This is a genomic window from Sinomonas notoginsengisoli, assembly GCF_021554725.1.
Taxonomy (GTDB): Bacteria; Actinomycetota; Actinomycetes; order Actinomycetales; family Micrococcaceae; genus Sinomonas; species Sinomonas notoginsengisoli.
The window spans coordinates 38203-54779 of the sequence record NZ_JAIZDP010000005.1; the positions used below are offsets into that span (position 1 = coordinate 38203).

General features: G+C 70.2%; 12 protein-coding genes and 1 tRNA gene. 12 read left to right on the forward strand and 1 reads right to left on the reverse strand.

Annotated elements, in window-relative coordinates; genetic code table 11:
• The first annotated feature begins 61 nt into the window (after positions 1-61).
• The 12 genes from LF262_RS10165 to sufU all read left to right on the forward strand — a co-directional run bounded on the left by LF262_RS10165 (position 62) and on the right by sufU (position 15193).
• A complete protein-coding gene (locus tag LF262_RS10165) occupies positions 62-1912 on the forward strand; it encodes an ABC-F family ATP-binding cassette domain-containing protein (protein WP_308190520.1) in 1851 nt (616 codons plus the stop codon).
• Positions 1913-2024: 112 nt separating this feature from the next.
• Positions 2025-2258, forward strand: a complete 234-nt coding sequence (locus LF262_RS10170) for a hypothetical protein (protein WP_235780211.1) — start codon at positions 2025-2027, stop codon at positions 2256-2258.
• Positions 2259-2345: 87 nt separating this feature from the next.
• Positions 2346-3005, forward strand: a complete 660-nt coding sequence (locus tag LF262_RS10175; protein WP_235780212.1) for a DedA family protein — start codon at positions 2346-2348, stop codon at positions 3003-3005.
• 127 nt (positions 3006-3132) lie between these two features.
• Positions 3133-3204: transfer RNA gene (locus tag LF262_RS10180), tRNA-Gln, on the forward strand.
• Between the two features lie 110 nt (positions 3205-3314).
• On the forward strand, positions 3315-4862 hold the full coding sequence (glmU, locus tag LF262_RS10185) for a bifunctional UDP-N-acetylglucosamine diphosphorylase/glucosamine-1-phosphate N-acetyltransferase GlmU (protein WP_268933782.1): 1548 nt from the start codon (positions 3315-3317) through the stop codon (positions 4860-4862).
• Positions 4863-5843: a ribose-phosphate diphosphokinase gene (locus LF262_RS10190; protein ID WP_235780213.1), complete on the forward strand. Its 981-nt coding sequence runs from the start codon at positions 4863-4865 to the stop codon at positions 5841-5843.
• Positions 5844-6100: 257 nt separating this feature from the next.
• Positions 6101-6712 carry a 50S ribosomal protein L25/general stress protein Ctc gene (locus tag LF262_RS10195; RefSeq protein ID WP_235780214.1) on the forward strand — a complete coding sequence of 204 codons (612 nt, stop codon included), beginning with the start codon at positions 6101-6103 and terminating at the stop codon, positions 6710-6712.
• An 89-nt stretch (positions 6713-6801) separates the two neighbouring features.
• Positions 6802-7389, forward strand: a complete 588-nt coding sequence (gene pth, locus LF262_RS10200) for an aminoacyl-tRNA hydrolase (RefSeq protein WP_235780215.1) — start codon at positions 6802-6804, stop codon at positions 7387-7389.
• 143 nt (positions 7390-7532) lie between these two features.
• Positions 7533-10238 (forward strand): helix-turn-helix transcriptional regulator, encoded by a 2706-nt coding sequence (locus LF262_RS10205; protein ID WP_235780216.1) that lies wholly within the window; start codon positions 7533-7535, stop codon positions 10236-10238.
• Positions 10239-10260: 22 nt separating this feature from the next.
• Positions 10261-13026 carry a helix-turn-helix transcriptional regulator gene (locus tag LF262_RS10210; RefSeq protein WP_235780217.1) on the forward strand — a complete coding sequence of 922 codons (2766 nt, stop codon included), beginning with the start codon at positions 10261-10263 and terminating at the stop codon, positions 13024-13026.
• A 380-nt stretch (positions 13027-13406) separates the two neighbouring features.
• Positions 13407-14753, forward strand: a complete 1347-nt coding sequence (locus LF262_RS10215; protein ID WP_235780218.1) for an aminotransferase class V-fold PLP-dependent enzyme — start codon at positions 13407-13409, stop codon at positions 14751-14753.
• Entirely contained in the window at positions 14750-15193 is a 444-nt protein-coding gene (sufU, locus tag LF262_RS10220; protein ID WP_235780219.1) for a Fe-S cluster assembly sulfur transfer protein SufU, read from the forward strand. The genes LF262_RS10215 and sufU overlap by 4 nt, the downstream gene beginning before the upstream one ends.
• Positions 15194-15225: 32 nt before the next feature.
• On the opposite strand, the gene nhaA is transcribed toward sufU, so the two are convergent.
• A complete protein-coding gene (gene nhaA / locus LF262_RS10225) occupies positions 15226-16551 on the reverse strand; it encodes a Na+/H+ antiporter NhaA (RefSeq protein WP_235780220.1) in 1326 nt (441 codons plus the stop codon).
• Between the last annotated feature and the right edge of the window lie 26 nt (positions 16552-16577).

Here is a 16577-nt window from a genome sequence, read left to right on the forward strand (position 1 = left end):
CGGTAGGCTTCTGACGTCCCTTTTCCTGGCCTGCGGGCCACTGCAGTGAGGATCCTGATCTGTGGCACACCTCCTCGGCGGCGAGAGCCTCGCCATCTCCTTCGGCACGCGGACGGTGCTCGACGGCGTCACGGTAGGGCTCAACGAGGGTGACCGGATCGGGATCGTGGGCCGCAACGGAGACGGCAAGTCCACACTCATGCGCCTCCTCGCGCAGCGCATAGAGCCCGACGCCGGCCGTGTGACCAAGCGCCGCGGCGTCAACGTGGGCTACCTCGACCAGACCGACGTGCTCGACGGCGACCTCACCGTCGGCGCCGCGATCGTGGGGGACCGCGCCGACTACGAGTGGGCTTCCAACCCCAAGATCCGGGACATCATGGGCGGCCTCGTCGAGGACGTCGACTGGGACGCGCGGGTCTCGTCCCTCTCCGGTGGGCAGAAGCGACGGGTGGCCTTGGCCAAGCTGCTCATCGAGCCGCACGAGGCCATCATGCTGGACGAGCCCACGAACCACCTCGACGTCGAGGGGGTCGCGTGGCTCGCCCGGCACCTCAGGACGCGATGGCGCCCGAACGAGGGGGCGTTCCTCGTGGTGACCCATGACCGGTGGTTCCTCGACGAGGTCTGCACTGACACGTGGGAGGTCCATGACGGCGTCGTCGAACCCTTCGAAGGCGGGTACGCCGCGTATGTCCTAGCGCGCGCCGAGCGGGACCGCATGGCCGCCGTGGTCGAGGGCAAGCGGGCCAATCTCATGAAGAAGGAGCTTGCCTGGCTTCGCCGCGGTGCACCCGCCCGCACCTCCAAGCCCAAGTTCCGCATCGAGGCCGCCAATGTGCTCATCGCGGACGTCCCCGAGCCGCGCGACACCGTGGCGCTGTCGAAGATGGCTACCGCGCGGCTGGGCAAGGACGTGATCGACCTCGAAGGAGTCACGCTCGCCCACGAGGGCGCTGCTCCTCTGTTCGACAGCATCACAGTCCGCCTTGCCCCGGGCGAGCGGGTCGGACTCGTCGGTGTCAACGGTGCCGGCAAGTCCACGCTCCTGCGTCTCCTCACGGGGGAGATCGCCCCGACGTCGGGGCGGGTCAAGCGCGGTAAGACGGTGGTTTCTGCGATGCTGAGCCAGGACGTGACGGAGCTGGACGACGTTGCCGGCCTGCGGGTCGTCGAGGTGATCCAGCGCGAGAAGCAGACGTTCTCGGTCGGAGGCAAGGAGCTCACCGCAGGGCAGCTGGTCGAGCAGCTCGGGTTCACCAACGAGAAGCAGTGGACCCGGGTCTCCGAGCTCTCCGGCGGTGAGCGGCGCCGCCTCCAGCTCCTGCGGCTCCTCGTGGGCGAGCCCAACGTCCTCATGCTCGATGAGCCCACCAACGACCTCGACACGGACACGCTCGCCGCCGTCGAGGACGTCCTCGACGGCTGGCCCGGCACGCTCGTGGTGGTGAGCCACGACCGCTATCTCCTCGAGCGCGTCACCGACCACCAGCTCGCGCTCCTCGGGGACGGCAAGGTCCGGGATCTGCCGGGCGGCGTTGAGCAGTACCTCGCGCTGCGCGAGGAGGTCCTCGGCGCGGCCGGGGAATCCGCCGCGATCGGGGACGCCGCGCGCACGACGGCGCCGGACGCCGGCGGCGGCGAGGTCTCGGGCGGTGGCCGGCTGGCACCGCTGGCCGTCGCGCCACAGCACAGTGAGGCCGAGAAGCGCGAGGCGCGAAAGGAGCTTTCGCGGATCGAACGGCAGCTGACCAGGCTCGCGGCCGCGGAGCAGAAGCTGCACGCGCAGATGGCCGAGTCCGCCGAGGACTACGCCAAGCTCGGCCGGCTCAACACCGAGCTGCAGGACGTGCTCGGGCAGAAGGAAGAGCTCGAAATGGCCTGGCTCGAGGCCTCGGAGATCGTCGAGTAGGGCTCGGCCGCCTGAGCTGACCATCAAGCGTTCACCTCACGGCCACCGTCACGGCACCGGCGCTCCGTAGCGTGGACCCCGAGGGCGATCTGCTGCGCGGAAGGGGACACGCATGAGCGGGCACAACGATGATTCCACCCGGGACGACTTCACCCGGGACGACTTCACCCAAGTGGTACCCGGAGACCCAGTGACGGTGACGGCTCCCGGACGGCTCATGGTCTCCGGCATCGTCGACGCGGTGGCGCCCGATGCTTCCGTGCTGTGGGTGATCGAGGACGGCGGCCAAGGTCGCTGCATGGTGCACCGAACCGATGGTGCCTCCGTGCGCAGGCGAGGCGACTGAACGCCGTCGTCCGCCGCCACGGACCGTAAGAGCCCAGGGCCGGCCGCCCTCTGGGCTCTCCCGCCAGCGGCGCCTAGCATGTCTCGGGTGGGTGCATTCGTCGACGCGATCCTCTCCGTACCGCCGCTGGTGGCGTATGTGGTCGTGTTCGCGTTGGTCTTCGCGGAGGATGCGATCTTCGTCGGCTTCGTGATTCCTGGCGAGACTGCAGCCGTGCTCGGGGGCGTGGTCGCACATCAGGGCAAGGTTGACCTCTGGATCATGGCCCCGCTGGTCGTCGCCGCAGCGATCATCGGAGACACGGTCGGCTACGAGATCGGCAAGCACCTCGGGCCGAAGCTCATGTCGGTGAAGCTCCTCGACCGGCACCGCAGGAAGCTCGAGAACGCCCAGGGCTTCCTCCGGCACCGCGGGGGATGGGCGGTGTTCCTCGGACGCTTCGTCGCGTTCTTCCGCGCGATGATGCCGGCCCTGGCAGGGGTCTCCCGGATGCGCTATCCGCGGTTCATCACGTTCAATGCGCTCGGCGGCATCGTGTGGGGCACCGGGTTCACCCTTCTCGGCTTTGCGGCGGGCGCCTCCTACCAGGCCGTCGCTGGCGCCGCGGGGCGCGATGCGGCCGCCGTGGTGCTCGCGGTCGCGGTGATCGGCATCGTCGTCTGGCGCGTCCGCAAGGCGCGCGCCGAGCGCCGCGACGAACGGGAATTCAGGTCTCGGCCGGCCCCGGACGCTTCTGAAGGCCAGTGAGGCCGTTCCACGCTGGACTGAGGACGTGCGCACGGTATGGGGGCGGGGCACACGGGTGCTGTCGGGCGTGGCCATCCATGGCAGAATTGACCGTTGTGCCCGCCCGTCCCCGGGACGGCGCGCGCACTCCGCCCTGGTGTAATGGCAGCACGCCGGCCTTTGGAGCCGTGCAGTCTAGGTTCGAATCCTAGGGGCGGAACGAGGCCCGGCTAGAATGGCCGTCGGCCCCACTCGCGCCAGCCGACAAGACCAGGAGAGCCAGCGACAGTGAATGCGGAGACCCCCGGAGAGATCACAGCAGCAGAGCACCTGGCCAAGCCGCGCACGGAGCCGTCCCCGCCGCATTCCGCGCACCACGGCCCGGCCGCCGTCATCGTCCTCGCCGCCGGCGCCGGGACACGCATGAAGTCCCGGACTCCCAAGATCCTCCATCCGCTCGGGGGGCGGTCGATGGTCGCCCACGCGCTCGACGCCGCGCGGGGCCTGGGCCCTGAGAGGCTTGCCGCCGTCGTCCGGCATGAGCGCGACCTGGTGGCCGAGCACATCACCGCCCACGATCCCGGCGTGATCATCGTCGACCAGGATGAGGTGCCCGGGACGGGACGCGCGGTCGAGGCGGCCCTCGAGGCCCTCGACACGCTGGAAGCCGGCCAGGCTGGCGAGGGCGGCGCGCTCGAGGGAACCGTCGTGGTGACCTACGGCGACGTCCCTCTCCTGACGGCTGCACTTCTGGCCGAGCTCGTCGCCGAGCACGAGGCCGGCGGCAACGCGGCGACCGTCCTCACCGCGGTTCTCGAGGATGCGACCGGCTACGGGCGGATCCTGCGCGAGGCAGACGGCACTGTCGCGGGAATCCGCGAGCACAAGGACGCCTCCGCGGACGAGCGTGCAATCCACGAGGTCAACTCCGGCATCTACGCGTTCGACGCCGCCATGCTCCGCGACGCGCTCAAGCAGGTAACCACCGAGAACGCCCAGGGCGAGAAGTACCTGACCGACGTGCTGGCCATCGCCCGCGCGGCCGGCGGACGCGTCGCCGCCCTCGCGACGACCGACCGATGGCAGGTCGAAGGCGCCAATGACCGCGTGCAGCTCCAGGCCCTCGCGGCCGAGCACAACCGCCGTACTGTCGAGGCGTGGATGCGTGCCGGCGTCACGGTAGTCGACCCGGCCACGACGTGGATCGATGCGACGGTCACGCTCGCCGAGGACGTCACGCTCAAGCCCAACACCCAGTTGCACGGCGCCACCTCAGTGCAGCGGGAGGCCGTCATCGGTCCCGACACGACGCTCACCGACTGCACGGTCGGCGAGGGCGCCACGGTCAAGCGCACCGACGGCACGCGGGCGGAGATCGGTGCTGGTGCAACGGTGGGTCCCTTCACCTACCTGCGGCCTGGCACGAAGCTCGGGCCCGAGGGCAAGATCGGCGCATTCTACGAGACCAAGAACGCCGTGATCGGGCGCGGGGCGAAGCTCTCGCACCTCGGGTATGCCGGCGACGCGGAGATCGGCGAGGGCGCGAACATCGGCTGCGGCAACATCACCGCGAACTACGACGGTGTCGACAAGCACCGCACCGTGATCGGCGCCCACGTGCGCACCGGCTCGAACACCGTATTCGTGGCCCCCGTGACCGTGGGCGACGGCGCGTACACCGCGGCCGGAGCAATCGTGCGCAAGGATGTGCCTGCCGGGGCGCTCTCCCTCTCGGTGGCCCCGCAGCGCAACGCGGAGGGCTGGACCGAGGCGAACCGGGCGGGATCCCCATCCGCCCAAGCCGCAGCAGCCGCACGGTCGCGCGCCGCCGATTCCCCCTCCGTCGCAACCCCCACTGAGAACGAAGAAGGCAAGTAGATGACCGAGATCACGGCCCATGGCGAGAAGCGCCTGGTGCTCGCCTCCGGGCGCGCACACCCGGAGCTCGCGCAGGAGATCGCCAAAGAGCTCGGCACCGAGCTCCTGCCGACCTCGGCGTACGACTTCGCCAACGGAGAGACGTACGTCCGCTTCGAGGAGAGCGTCCGCGGCGCAGACGCCTTCGTGATCCAGGCGCACCCCGCGCCGATCAACAACTGGATCATGGAGCAGCTCATCATGATCGATTCGCTCAAGCGCGCGAGCGCGAAGCGGATCACCGTCGTCTCGCCGTTCTACCCCTACGCCCGCCAGGACAAGAAGCACCGCGGCCGCGAGCCCATCTCGGCCCGCCTCATGGCGGACCTCTACAAGACGGCCGGTGCAGACCGCCTCATGAGCGTGGACTTGCACACCGCGCAGATCCAGGGCTTCTTCGACGGACCGGTGGACCACCTCATGGCGATCCCCCTGCTCGCCGACTATGTCCGGACCCGGGTGGAGCTCGGCAAGGTCACGGTCGTCTCGCCGGACACGGGCCGCGTGCGCGTCGCCGAGCAGTGGGCCGAGCGCCTCGGCGGGGCCCCGCTCGCGTTCGTCCACAAGATGCGGGATGTCAACGTTCCCAACTCGGCCGTCTCCAAGACGGTTGTCGGCCAGATCGAGGGGCGCGACTGCGTGCTCATCGACGACATGATCGACACCGGCGGCACGATCTCCGGCGCCGTCTCCGTTCTCGAGAATGCCGGCGCCCGTTCGGTGATCATCGCCGCGACCCACGCGGTCTTCTCCGACCCCGCCACCCAGCGGCTCGCCGAGTGCGGGGCGCGCGAGGTCGTCGTGACCAACACGCTTCCGATCCCCGCGGAGAAGCGCTTCGAGACGTTGACCGTGCTCTCGATTGCCCCGCTGATCGCGCGCGCCATCCACGAGGTCTTCGACGACGGCTCGGTCACGAGCCTCTTCGACGGCCGCAGCTGATCGCGCCGGAGCAGGAACCAAGCACGACGGCGCTGTCCCCGCCAAGGTGGGGACGGCGCCGTCGTGCGCTGCCACCCGCCGCATGCAGAGGGCATGCTGAGACAGCTGGTAGGATGGGCGGCGAACCTTGGCGAGGGAGCGCATCCGCATGCGCTCCGTGATCGACTGGGTCTGAGGACTCCTCGGGTGCCCCACGGGCTTGCCGCTGGAGGTCACACAGACCTCGCGCCAATGCATCCGTCACCGAAGGAGACACCATGAGCGAGAAGCTCGCAGCCGACGTCCGCACCGAGTTCGGCAAGGGCTACGCCCGCCGCACGCGGGTTGCCGGCAAGATCCCCGCAGTCATCTACGGCCACGGCGCCGACCCCCTCCACGTGGCCCTCCCGGGCCGCGAGACGACCCTCGCCCTCCGCGTAGCCAACGCTCTCCTCACGCTCGACATTGCAGGCGAGGAGCACCTCGCCATCGTGAAGGACGTCCAGCGCAACGCGGTCCGCCAGACGATCGAGCACATCGACCTCCTCACCGTCCGGCGCGGCGAGAAGGTCTCGGTCGACGTCCCGGTCCACGTCACGGGCGAGGTCGCCCCCGGCTTCGTCGCCAACCAGGAGGCCGTCACCGTCTCCGTTGAGGCCGAGGCCACGCACCTGCCGACCGCGCTCGAGGTCAGCGTCGAGGGCCACGAGGCCGGGCAGCACGTCCACGCCGCGGACATCGTGCTCCCGCGGGGCGTCACGCTCCTGACCGACCCTGAGACCCTCGTGGTTAACGTCTCCGAGGCCGTCGACGTGGCCGAGGAGGAGGCCGCCGAGGCTGAGCCGGAGGAGGGCGCCGAGGCCCCTGCCGAGGAAGCTGCCTCAGAGTAGTCCCGCTACGGTGTAGCGCGTGAGGCGGCCCATCCTCCCGGGGGCGGGCCGCCTCTCCCTGTCCTGACGCATCTTCGAGGAGTGCATCCATGACCGACGCCTGGCTCATCGTGGGACTCGGCAATCCGGGAGCTGAGTACAGCGGCAACCGCCACAATGTGGGGCAGATGGTGCTCGACGAGCTGGCGTCGCGCATGGGCGGCAAGTTCGCCGCGCACAAGGGAGCACGCGCCGTCGTGCTCGAGGGCAGGCTCTGGCCCGGCGGGCCGCGCGCCGTGCTCGCCAAGCCCCTCACCTACATGAACGTCTCCGGTGGTCCGACCTCCGCGCTCGCGAAGTACTACGGGATCGACCCGGCGCGACTCGTCGCGGTGCACGACGAGCTGGACATCCCCTTCAACACCGTCCGCCTCAAGCTCGGCGGGGGAGAGGGTGGCCACAACGGCCTGCGGGACATTTCCAAGGCCCTCGCCACCAAGGACTACCTCCGGGTGCGCGTCGGCGTGGGCCGGCCGCCCGGCCGCATGGATGCCGCGGACTTCGTGCTCCGCGACTTCGGCACCGCTGAGAAGAAGGACCTGCCGTTCCTCATCGACGAGGCAGCCGACGCAGTCGAGACGCTCGCGCGGGAGGGCCTCCCCGCCGCCCAGCAGAAGTTCCATCCGGCCAAGGCGTAGTCACGGAGCGTTGACCTTGCGCGAATGTGACCTTCGGTCCTGCCAGTTCGCGTGCAGCGGGCGGTATCGTGTCTTCCAACAACGTCCTCAGGGGGGACGTGCCGACGCATGGGGGCGGAGGTTATATGAGGATGCGAGTGGGCATGCCCCGGACCGGGCAGCTTGTCCATGATGCGCAGGCGCGCGTCGGCGACAGGCTGGCGTGGGCACGCGTGGTCCGGGCGAAGGAGATCGCGGCGGCCGGGAAGGTCCTGGCCGAGCCGGCGACGTATGGTGTGGTGATCACCGGGGATGCCAGCTTCGGCAAGTCCGCCGTGGCTTCCGCACTGCTGAACGACCTTGAGGGCGCCGTGCACACGGTACGCCTGCGCAGCACGATCGTAGGGACCGAGACGCCGTACGGGGCGCTCGCGGTCCTGCTCGCCCGGCTGCCCGAGGATGCGCAGGACGACCCGGGCACCATCATGCGGGGCATACTGCAGCTGCTCGCAGCCGACGCCGGGTCCCGCCCGGCCGTGCTCTCGTTGGAGACCTCGAACAACCTCGACGAGCTGAGCACGGCAACCCTCGTGAACGTCATGGTCACAGGCACGGCGAAGCTCGTGATCGTCGCGGACCGCGCGAGCGACCTGCCCGCGGACTTCCACTGGATGCTCGCGGAGGAGCGCCTCCAGGAAGTGCCCCTCGCCGCGCTGGAGCCTGAGGAGATGGTCAGGGGGCTCAGGGAGCTGCTGGGCGGAATCGTCCCGCAGACAGTCGGACTCCAGCTCCACGCGATGTCCCGGGGCAATCCGCAGGTGGCACTCCTGGCTGTCTCCGAGCTGCTGCAGAGGGAGACGCTGACTGTCTCCGCGGGAGTCTGGATGCTCGACGCTGGCGCTGACCTGAGCGGCATCCGCCAGATCGACGACCTCGTGCGGGCGCGTATCGAGCGCCAGCCCGCCGGCGTCCAGGTGATCATCGAGGCTCTCGCGTGCGCCCGGCGCATCCCACTGGCCCTGCTTGCAGCGGTGTTCCCCCACGAGGATCTGGCCCAGATGGAGCGCGAAGGCCTCATCACGCTCGAGGACGGCGGCCGTCATTCGGTCTCGCTCACAGATCCCCTGCTCGGCGACGTTGTGCGCGGCTGGCTCTCCGTTCCCCGCCGCCGTGAGCTGCGGGCCCTCCTGATGGGCGACGGCGAGCCGCCCCTTGAGGTGATGACGACCCTCGAGCTCCTCGGCTTGGCGGCGTGGTCCCGCGAATGCCATGCGACCCTTCCCGCGTCCCACGCCATCGCGGCGGCGACTGCGTCCCTGCGACTGCACGATGCGGACTTCGCACTCGAGTGCCTCGATGGCGTTGAACGGGATCCGCACACCTGGCCTACGGTCCAACGGCTGCGCGCACGGGCCCTTCTCGGGCTCCAGCTTCCCCACCAGGCCCTCGCATGTCTGGAGCAGGTCAGCAAGGCGGACCTCGAAGCACAGAGCCCCTCGGCCGTCGCCGAATTCGTCGCGACGCGAGCGGAGGCCATGCGCTGGCTTCCGGACAAGGACGATGAGGCCCGGGCTCTCCTCGAAGACGCCCGCGGTGAACTCCTCATGCGGGCCGGAACGGGCGCGGTGCCGGAGGCCGAGCACCGCAATGCCGCGGCCCGGCTCGACTTGGCCGAGTTCGAGCACTCGGCGTTCGTGGGGGACTTCCGCCGAATCATCGATCGCCTCGAGGCCATGGTGGACGAGGGCGGGGGTGTCGACGAGGAGATCCGCCTGCGGACCGCATGCATCCTCATGGAGGCCCGTACGGTGCTCGGCAGGGAACAGGACGGCCTGGCCCTCATGCATGAGATCGCGGCACAGATGAGCCAGCGCCATGGCTCCCACCACGTCCGCCAGGCGTTCGCCTCGCGAGCGTTCACGGTGCTGCTGTACAACGGCCATTGGCGCCAGTCGCTTGCACTCCTCAAAGGGACGCCACAGTGGTCCCTCGAGCGGCTGAGGACGAACGGGGCGTCCGTCGAGTTGGCGGTCGGCCTCGCCTATGTGTACGCGGGCCGCGGCCGCGACGCCCTCGGGCCCTTGCTTGCAGCCACGGCGCTGCTCGAGAACAATCCCGCCGTGAGCGCCCTCGGCCCGGCGTATGCGGCGACCGCGTTCGCCTTCGCGCAGACTGGCGACGCCGCCTCGGCCCGGATGTGGCTTGATAGGCTCGAGGGATGGTCGGGTGCCAGCAGCTACCAGACCCGCTCCTATATCGAGTTCTGCTCCGACATGGCCAGACGCTGGATCGGGGACCCCCACGCGGCGGCCCGCCTCATCGCCTCGGCCCGCGGCGACATCGCGCACGGTCGATGGGCACAAGCGGGGATCAAGCTCGTGGGTGCCACGGTCGAGGGACACTCCGAGGACCTTCGCCTCCTCGAAGAGGTGTGCGGGCATCGGCAGGGACAGTTGGCCGAGCTCGGAGGGCTCCTTGCACGGGGCACACGGACGGGCAGCCTCGAGGACCTCATCGCGGCGGCTGACCTTGCGGCCGGCCTCGAACTCGACGCCCTCGAATCCCGCTGTGCAGCCGTGGCCTTGGACCGTGCGCGCGAGGCCGGTGATGCCATGATGGTCCGCCTCATGCAGGCGCGCCTCGATGCCTTGGCGGGTCGCGTCCCCGTCCTGCCCGTGGCGCCGAGCCACGCACCGCCCGTTCTCACCCAGCGCGAGAGGGAGGTCGCCGCCTTGGCGGCGACCGGAACCTCGAACCGACGCATCGCCGAGGACCTGGGCCTGTCCGTGCGCACGGTAGAGGGCCACCTCTACCAGGTGTTCGCCAAGCTGTCGGTCTCGACCCGGAGCGAGCTGGCGGGGCTCGTATGAACGGCGGCCGAGAGGTCCGCCCGTGAGCGAAGAGGCCCGCGGCCCGGCGCTGCCCCCTGACACGGGCAGGGTCGTCGAGCTCATCCAGCGGCCCGGCACTGCCGCGGTGCTGGTCCTGGGTGAGATGGGCGTGGGCAAGTCCGCGCTCCTCGACGGTGCATGCCAGCAGCTCGCGACTGCGATGGAGCCGCTCAGGCTGCACGGCAGCCCCGCCCTCGCGAAGGTCCCCTACGGCGTCCTCGCGCCATTCCTGGGCGGCCTCCCGCCGGAAGAGGCGGGATCCCGGGTCGAGGTGCTCAGGGCGTTCTGGCGCGCGGTCGAGGAGCTTCGCCACGACCGGAAGTCGGATCTCCTGCTCGCGATCGACGACGCGCACGAGCTGGACCCGGCCTCGAGCGAGGTCGTCGCGGAACTCGTCTCGGCCCGGTGGACCAAGGCGCTCGTGGCATCTCCCAGCGGGGCCGCGCTGCCCCGGCCGCTCATGGAGCTGTGGCTCGACGGCGGGGTTGAGCGCGTTGACCTGTCCCCATTGACCGTGGACCAGGTGTGGGACTTCATCGAGTCAGCAGTAGGCGGACGAGTCCTGCCCTCCGTTCCCAGGCTGTTCTGGCAGGAGTCCGAGGGCAATCCGCTCGTCCTCGGGCGTCTCGTCGACGAGGCGCGCCGCGCCGGTTCGCTCTCGCTGCGGGGGAGCACCTGGATCATCACGGGCGAGCTCCCGCACCGCGGGGCGGGTCTGCTGGGCCTCGCCAGGGCCCAGCTCGCGCGTCTCTCGGCGGCCGAGCGGGAGGCGCTGAGCCTCATTGTCGTCGCTGAGCCTGCACCGTTCGAACTCATCGAGCGGGCGTGCGGCGCCGAGGCGATCAGACGGCTTGTCGCGACCCGCCTGGTCCGCCCTCCCGAGGGCCCTGACGGGGTCCTCCGCCTGCGCCACCCGGTCTACGGCGACGCCCTCCTCTCGCTCATACCGCTCACCACCTCGCTCGCGCTCCGGCAGCACGCCACGGCCTACATGGCCCACCAGACCTCCACTGCCCAAGGACTCCTCCGGGCCGTCACCTGGGCTCTGGACTGCGGCTTCCCCATGGAGGACGCGACGCTCCTGGCCGCGGCCCGCCTCGCGCTGCGGCTCTTCGAGAATGCGCTCGCAGTGCGGGCGGCGGGAGCGGTCCAAGACCCTCGGGCTCGGCTCGCGGCGAAGGAGGTGCTCGGGCAGGTTGCCCACAGCCGGGGCCAGTACGCAGAGGCGGTCGCGCTGCTCAGGCCAGTCGCGGGGCGCGACGGTGTGCTGCGCCCGAGCCTGACGAGTGCGCTCGTGTGGATTGCGGCCCGTACGGCCCTGAACCACCCACCGGCGGCGATCCGCAAGGACATCGACGCGCTCCCCACCTCCCCGGTCACGGACATCCTCGGCCTTGTTGTCGACTCCCTCACCGACGACGCCGCACGGGTAGCCTCCGGACTTGCCCGCTGGCGAGCGAGCCCGCGCGCGCCCCTGACGTTCGACGATGGTTCGCCGGAGCCAACGACGGAGGACGAAGAAGCGGTCGGCGAGGTCATCGTGCGATCCGTCGAGGCTGAGCTGCTCATCGGCTCTGGGCGCCCCCGGAAGGCACGATCGGCCCTCCGAGGCTCGCTCGCACGAGCGGTTGAACAGAACGCGCTCACCCCCTACGTGCAGGCAGTCGCGGCCGCGCGGCTCCTCATGGCGGACCTCGCTGCGGGGGAATGGGACGCCGCGGAGGAGGACGTGCAGCGCTTCCTCATCGCCTCGAACGCAGGGCTCGTCTCGGACGGCGCCGTTGCCGAGACCGTGCGGGGACTGGGCCTGCTGCGGCGGGGCCGCTTCCGGGAAGCCCTCCTGACGCTGGCCCCCGCCGTCGACGCCCTGCGGGAGCGTGACCCACAGCAGGTCCTCCCGTTTGCCGCTGCTGGTGCGGCGTACGCTGGGGCCCGCCTCGGGAAGCATGAGACGGCACGCAGCCTCCTGGGCCAGGTGGTGGACCACGCGGACGTCAGGGTCACCGTGCTCGGCCCCCTCGCAGACCTCTTTGCGGCAGCGGCCAGGGACGCGCTCGATGGCGCGGTGCGGCAGGTCGTGCGCGACGCCGTCGCCCCTCTGGAGTCTGACCGCTTCACCCCTGCGGCGCCTGGCACGGCCCCTGCGGGCCTGGCAGATCGAGGGGCCGAGGGGAGGAGCCTCAAGGCGACCTTGGAGACGTTCTCAGGTGGCGATCGGCTCGATCTTCAGCTGCAGGGAGAGCTGCTGTGGCTCGAGGCTGGCCGCAGGGATCGTCTCGACCGGCTGCTGGATGTGGCGCGCCACATTGAAGGCAGCTGGGCGGAGACGGCGGCGCTCACGGCGTCGGCGCTCGTGGATGGCACACCGGAAGTGCTGCTGGAAGCCGGCGAGGCATTGTGGAATGGTGGCGCGGTGCGCTACGCGCGGGAGTGCTTCGCGGACGCCTCCAGGGCCATGGACCGGGCGCTGCGCCGCGCTGAGGCGCGCGCTGCCTGGGCGAGGAAGACGGAGTGCGATGCCATCCTTGGCGATGAGGGGCCGGCCTCGGTGCCGCCTGACACGAGACGGCTCACGCGGCGCGAGCGCGAGATTGTCGCATTGGCGGTGGCTGGGCTCAGTGACCGGGAGATCGCAGACCGCCTGACGGTCTCCGTGCGGACCGTGGAGGGCCATCTGTACCGCGCCTACTCGAAACTTGATGTGACGAGCCGCGAGCAGCTGACCTCTGCCATGGGACGAGGCCGCAGCGCGAGCCCGGGGCGATGAACACCGCTGCCAAAACTGAGTACACCCCTAGCGCGACCAAGTAGTCGGGGGCCACGCAGGCTACCAAATACGAGTAGTGGCTACGGATGCGGCGGGCGACAGGCGGCGCGACAGTTGAAGTGTGGCCGAGCGGGAGACTGCTCGAAGCCACCCCTCCCAAGAACTGGGCCGGCGGCGTCGGAACCTCCCCGAGACCAAGGTTCCTCCCCCCAGCCGCCGTCGGCCCATCTTGGGGAAGTCTTCTCGTCGCCCGGCCCCGGTGGTGGCGCCCCGGAACGGGATTCCTGCTGGGCGTGGGACAATGTATTGCGGCACGCCAGCGTGCCCTAATTCATCTATGCCTGCGAAAGCAGCTCCGTTCCACCGAAGGAGCCCGGCCCGTGGCCCTTGTCAAGACGCCGTCGACCCTCGTGCACTCCCAGCCCGCGCTGGACGACGCCGAGGTTGCCCGCATCCGCAACGACTTCCCTGTGCTGGAGACGACCGTCCACGGCAAACCGCTCGTGTACCTCGATTCGGGGGCCACAAGCCAGCATCCCAGGACAGTGCTCGAGGCCGAGCAGGAGTTCTACGAGCACCGCAACGCAGCAGTGCACCGCGGTGCCCACGAGCTCGCCGTCCGGGCGACGGACGCGTACGAGGACGCCCGGGTGTCGGTGGCACAGTTCGTGGGCGCTTCCCCTGACGAGATCGTCTGGACCTCCAACGCCACCGAGGCCATCAACCTCGTCGCGTACGCCCTTGGCACGGCAACGGCCTGGGCCGAGCGTGGCCGCGGCGGCGACTCGATGCGCGCGCTCGCGCTCGGACCCGGGGACGAGATCGTAGTGACGGAGCTCGAGCACCATGCCAACCTCATTCCCTGGCAGGAGCTCGCCTTCCGCACCGGCGCGACGCTCAGGTGGATTCCGGTCGACGACGACGGGCGGCTCCGGATGGACGAGGCTGAGCGCCTCATCGGCCCGCGGACCAGGGTGCTCGCGTTCGCGCACGCATCCAACGTGCTCGGCTCGGTCGCGCCGGTCGAGGAGCTCGTTGCCCTGGCCCGCCGTGTCGGAGCGCTCACGGTCCTCGACGCGTGCCAGTCCGCGCCGCACATGCCGTTGGACCTGAAAGCACTCGACGTGGATTTCGCGGCATTCTCCGGCCACAAGATGCTTGCGCCCACGGGGATCGGCGCTCTGTACGGCCGCCGTGAGCTCCTGGACGCGCTTCCCCCGTTCCTCGTCGGGGGGTCCATGATCACCACGGTGACAATGGAGCGCGCCGAGTACCTTCCCGCGCCGCAGCGCTTCGAGGCAGGAACCCAGCGCATCTCCCAGGCGGTCGCATTCGCAGCGGCCGTCGACTACCTGTCCCAAATCGGCGTCGAGCGCGTCCACGCATGGGAAGCCGGCCTAGGCGCCCGGCTGGCTGAGGGCGTGGCCGGGATTCAGGGGGTTCGCCTCCTGGGCCCACAGCCGGGGGAGGAGTGGCACGGCTCGGGCCGGATCGGCTTGACCGCGTTCGACGTCGAGGGCGTCCACGCTCACGACGTCGGCCAATACCTCGACAATGCTGGCATCGCCGTCCGCGTGGGCCACCACTGCGCCCAGCCGCTCCACCGGCGCCTCGGCCTGACCGCGTCTACCCGGGCTAGCGCCTACCTGTACACCACGACCGCGGAGGTCGAAGCCTTCCTGGGTGCCCTCGGCGAGGTCCGCGGCTACTTCGGAGTTGCCCGATGAGCCTCGATTCCCTCTACCAGCAGATCATCCTGGAGCACGCGAAGGCCCGCCACGGTGCTGGCCTCGACGGCGAGCCCGGCGGCCACGAGGGCCAGTCGCACCAGCTGAATCCGGTGTGCGGCGATGAGGTGACGGTCCGCGTCGAGGTGAGTGACGGCGTCGTGCGTCGTATCCGCTGGGACGGGCAGGGCTGCTCGATCTCCATGGCGTCCGCCTCGGTGCTCCATGACATGGCCGAGGGGCTGACGGTGGCGGAGTTCGCCGAGTTGGTCGATGCCTTTCGGGAGATGCTCCGCTCCCGGGGGGCCGTGGCCGCAGACCCTGAGGTACTCGGTGACGCGGCGGCCTTCGAGGGAGTGTCTCGCTATGTTGCCCGAGTCAAGTGCGCGATGATCGCCTGGGTGGCTGCGGAGGATGCGGCGCGGCAGGCGAGTGCCTGACCCCGATCCAGATTGACTGTTCCGCGGTGACCCTACTCCCGGTCCCCGCGCTGGAACGCATCCGGCACCCCGTCGCCGTCGGCGTCGACCCCTTCCTCTGCCTCGACCCGCCTGTAGTGGCGATTGCGGAGACGAAGCACGACGGCGGCGAGCAGCGCCGCTGTCAGGGAGCCGGCGAGGATCGCGGCCTTGGCGTGCTCGCCGTGCGCCGAGGAGGGGCCGAAGGACAATTCGGCGATGAGCAGCGAGACGGTGAACCCGACGCCGGCCAGGAGGGCCAGCCCCGCCACGTCCACCCAGGCGAGGGCAGGGTCGAGGTCCGCATGGCGGCTCGCGGTCACGAGCCACGTTGAGGCGAAGACGCCCACGGCCTTGCCGATCACGAGCGCCGCGGCAACCCCCACCGCCACGGGATCGCGCAGCGCCGAGGCCACGCCGTCCCAGCCGCCGAGCGCCACGCCCGCTGAGAAGAATGCGAAGACGGGCACCGCGAACCCAGCTGAGAGCGGACGGAGCCGGTGCTCGAAGTGCTCGGCAAGGCCGGGCCCGGCGTCGGGCCCGCCATTCTTGGCGCTGCGCAGCACGGGCACACTGAAGGCGAGGAGCACCCCGGACACGGTGGCGTGGACGCCTGAGGCGTGCACGAGCGCCCACGTGACCAGGGCGAGTGGCACGAGCAGGTACCAGGCCCGGATGCGGAGCTGGACGAGGACGCCGAACCCGGCGAGCGGAAGCAGTGCAAGGACCAGGTACACGGGCTCGAGGTGCGATGAGTAGACGAACGCGATGATGGCGATCGCGATGAGGTCGTCCACCACGGCCAGGGTCAGCAGGAAGGTCCGGAGCGCGGCCGGCAGATGGGTGCTGATGACGGCCAGGACGGCAAGGGCAAACGCGATGTCGGTGGCCGTCGGGATCGCCCAGCCGCGAAGGCCGTCCGACCCCGTGGCGAGGCCGACCGAGGTGTAGATCAGGGCAGGCACCGCGACGCCCCCGAAGGCGGCCACGATCGGCACGAGGGCGGTGGACGGTCGCCGCAGGTCACCGGCGACGAACTCGCGTTTGAGCTCGAGCCCCGCCACGAAGAAGAAGAGCGCGAGCAGACCGTCCGCCGCCCAGTCTCCGATGCTGAGGTCGAGGTTCCAGGGCGAGTACCCGAGCGGGGTGTCCCGCAGTGCGGCGTACGCATTGCGGGCAGGCGAGTTCGCCCACACGAGCGCGGCGATGGTGGCGATCAGGAGCAGGGCCCCGCCCACGGTCTCCTTGCGCAGGATCTCCGCAATCCGGCGGTACTCCGGGTAGCTTCCCCGCTTCAGCGTGGGAGTGGGCGGACGACGCCGCGCGGGGCGCTTGTTCATGGAAGGGTCCGTTTCGGTCGGGGTTC

Bases quoted from the DNA above. Each gene is read 5' to 3' on its own strand.
- pth (WP_235780215.1), top strand. From the start codon at position 6,802: ATGACCGACGCCTGGCTCATCGTGGGACTCGGCAATCCGGGAGCTGAG.
- nhaA (WP_235780220.1), bottom strand. From the start codon at position 16,551: ATGAACAAGCGCCCCGCGCGGCGTCGTCCGCCCACTCCCACGCTGAAG.
- sufU (WP_235780219.1), top strand. From the start codon at position 14,750: ATGAGCCTCGATTCCCTCTACCAGCAGATCATCCTGGAGCACGCGAAG.
- LF262_RS10170 (WP_235780211.1), top strand. From the start codon at position 2,025: ATGAGCGGGCACAACGATGATTCCACCCGGGACGACTTCACCCGGGAC.
- LF262_RS10190 (WP_235780213.1), top strand. From the start codon at position 4,863: ATGACCGAGATCACGGCCCATGGCGAGAAGCGCCTGGTGCTCGCCTCC.
- LF262_RS10195 (WP_235780214.1), top strand. From the start codon at position 6,101: ATGAGCGAGAAGCTCGCAGCCGACGTCCGCACCGAGTTCGGCAAGGGC.
- LF262_RS10205 (WP_235780216.1), top strand. From the start codon at position 7,533: ATGCCCCGGACCGGGCAGCTTGTCCATGATGCGCAGGCGCGCGTCGGC.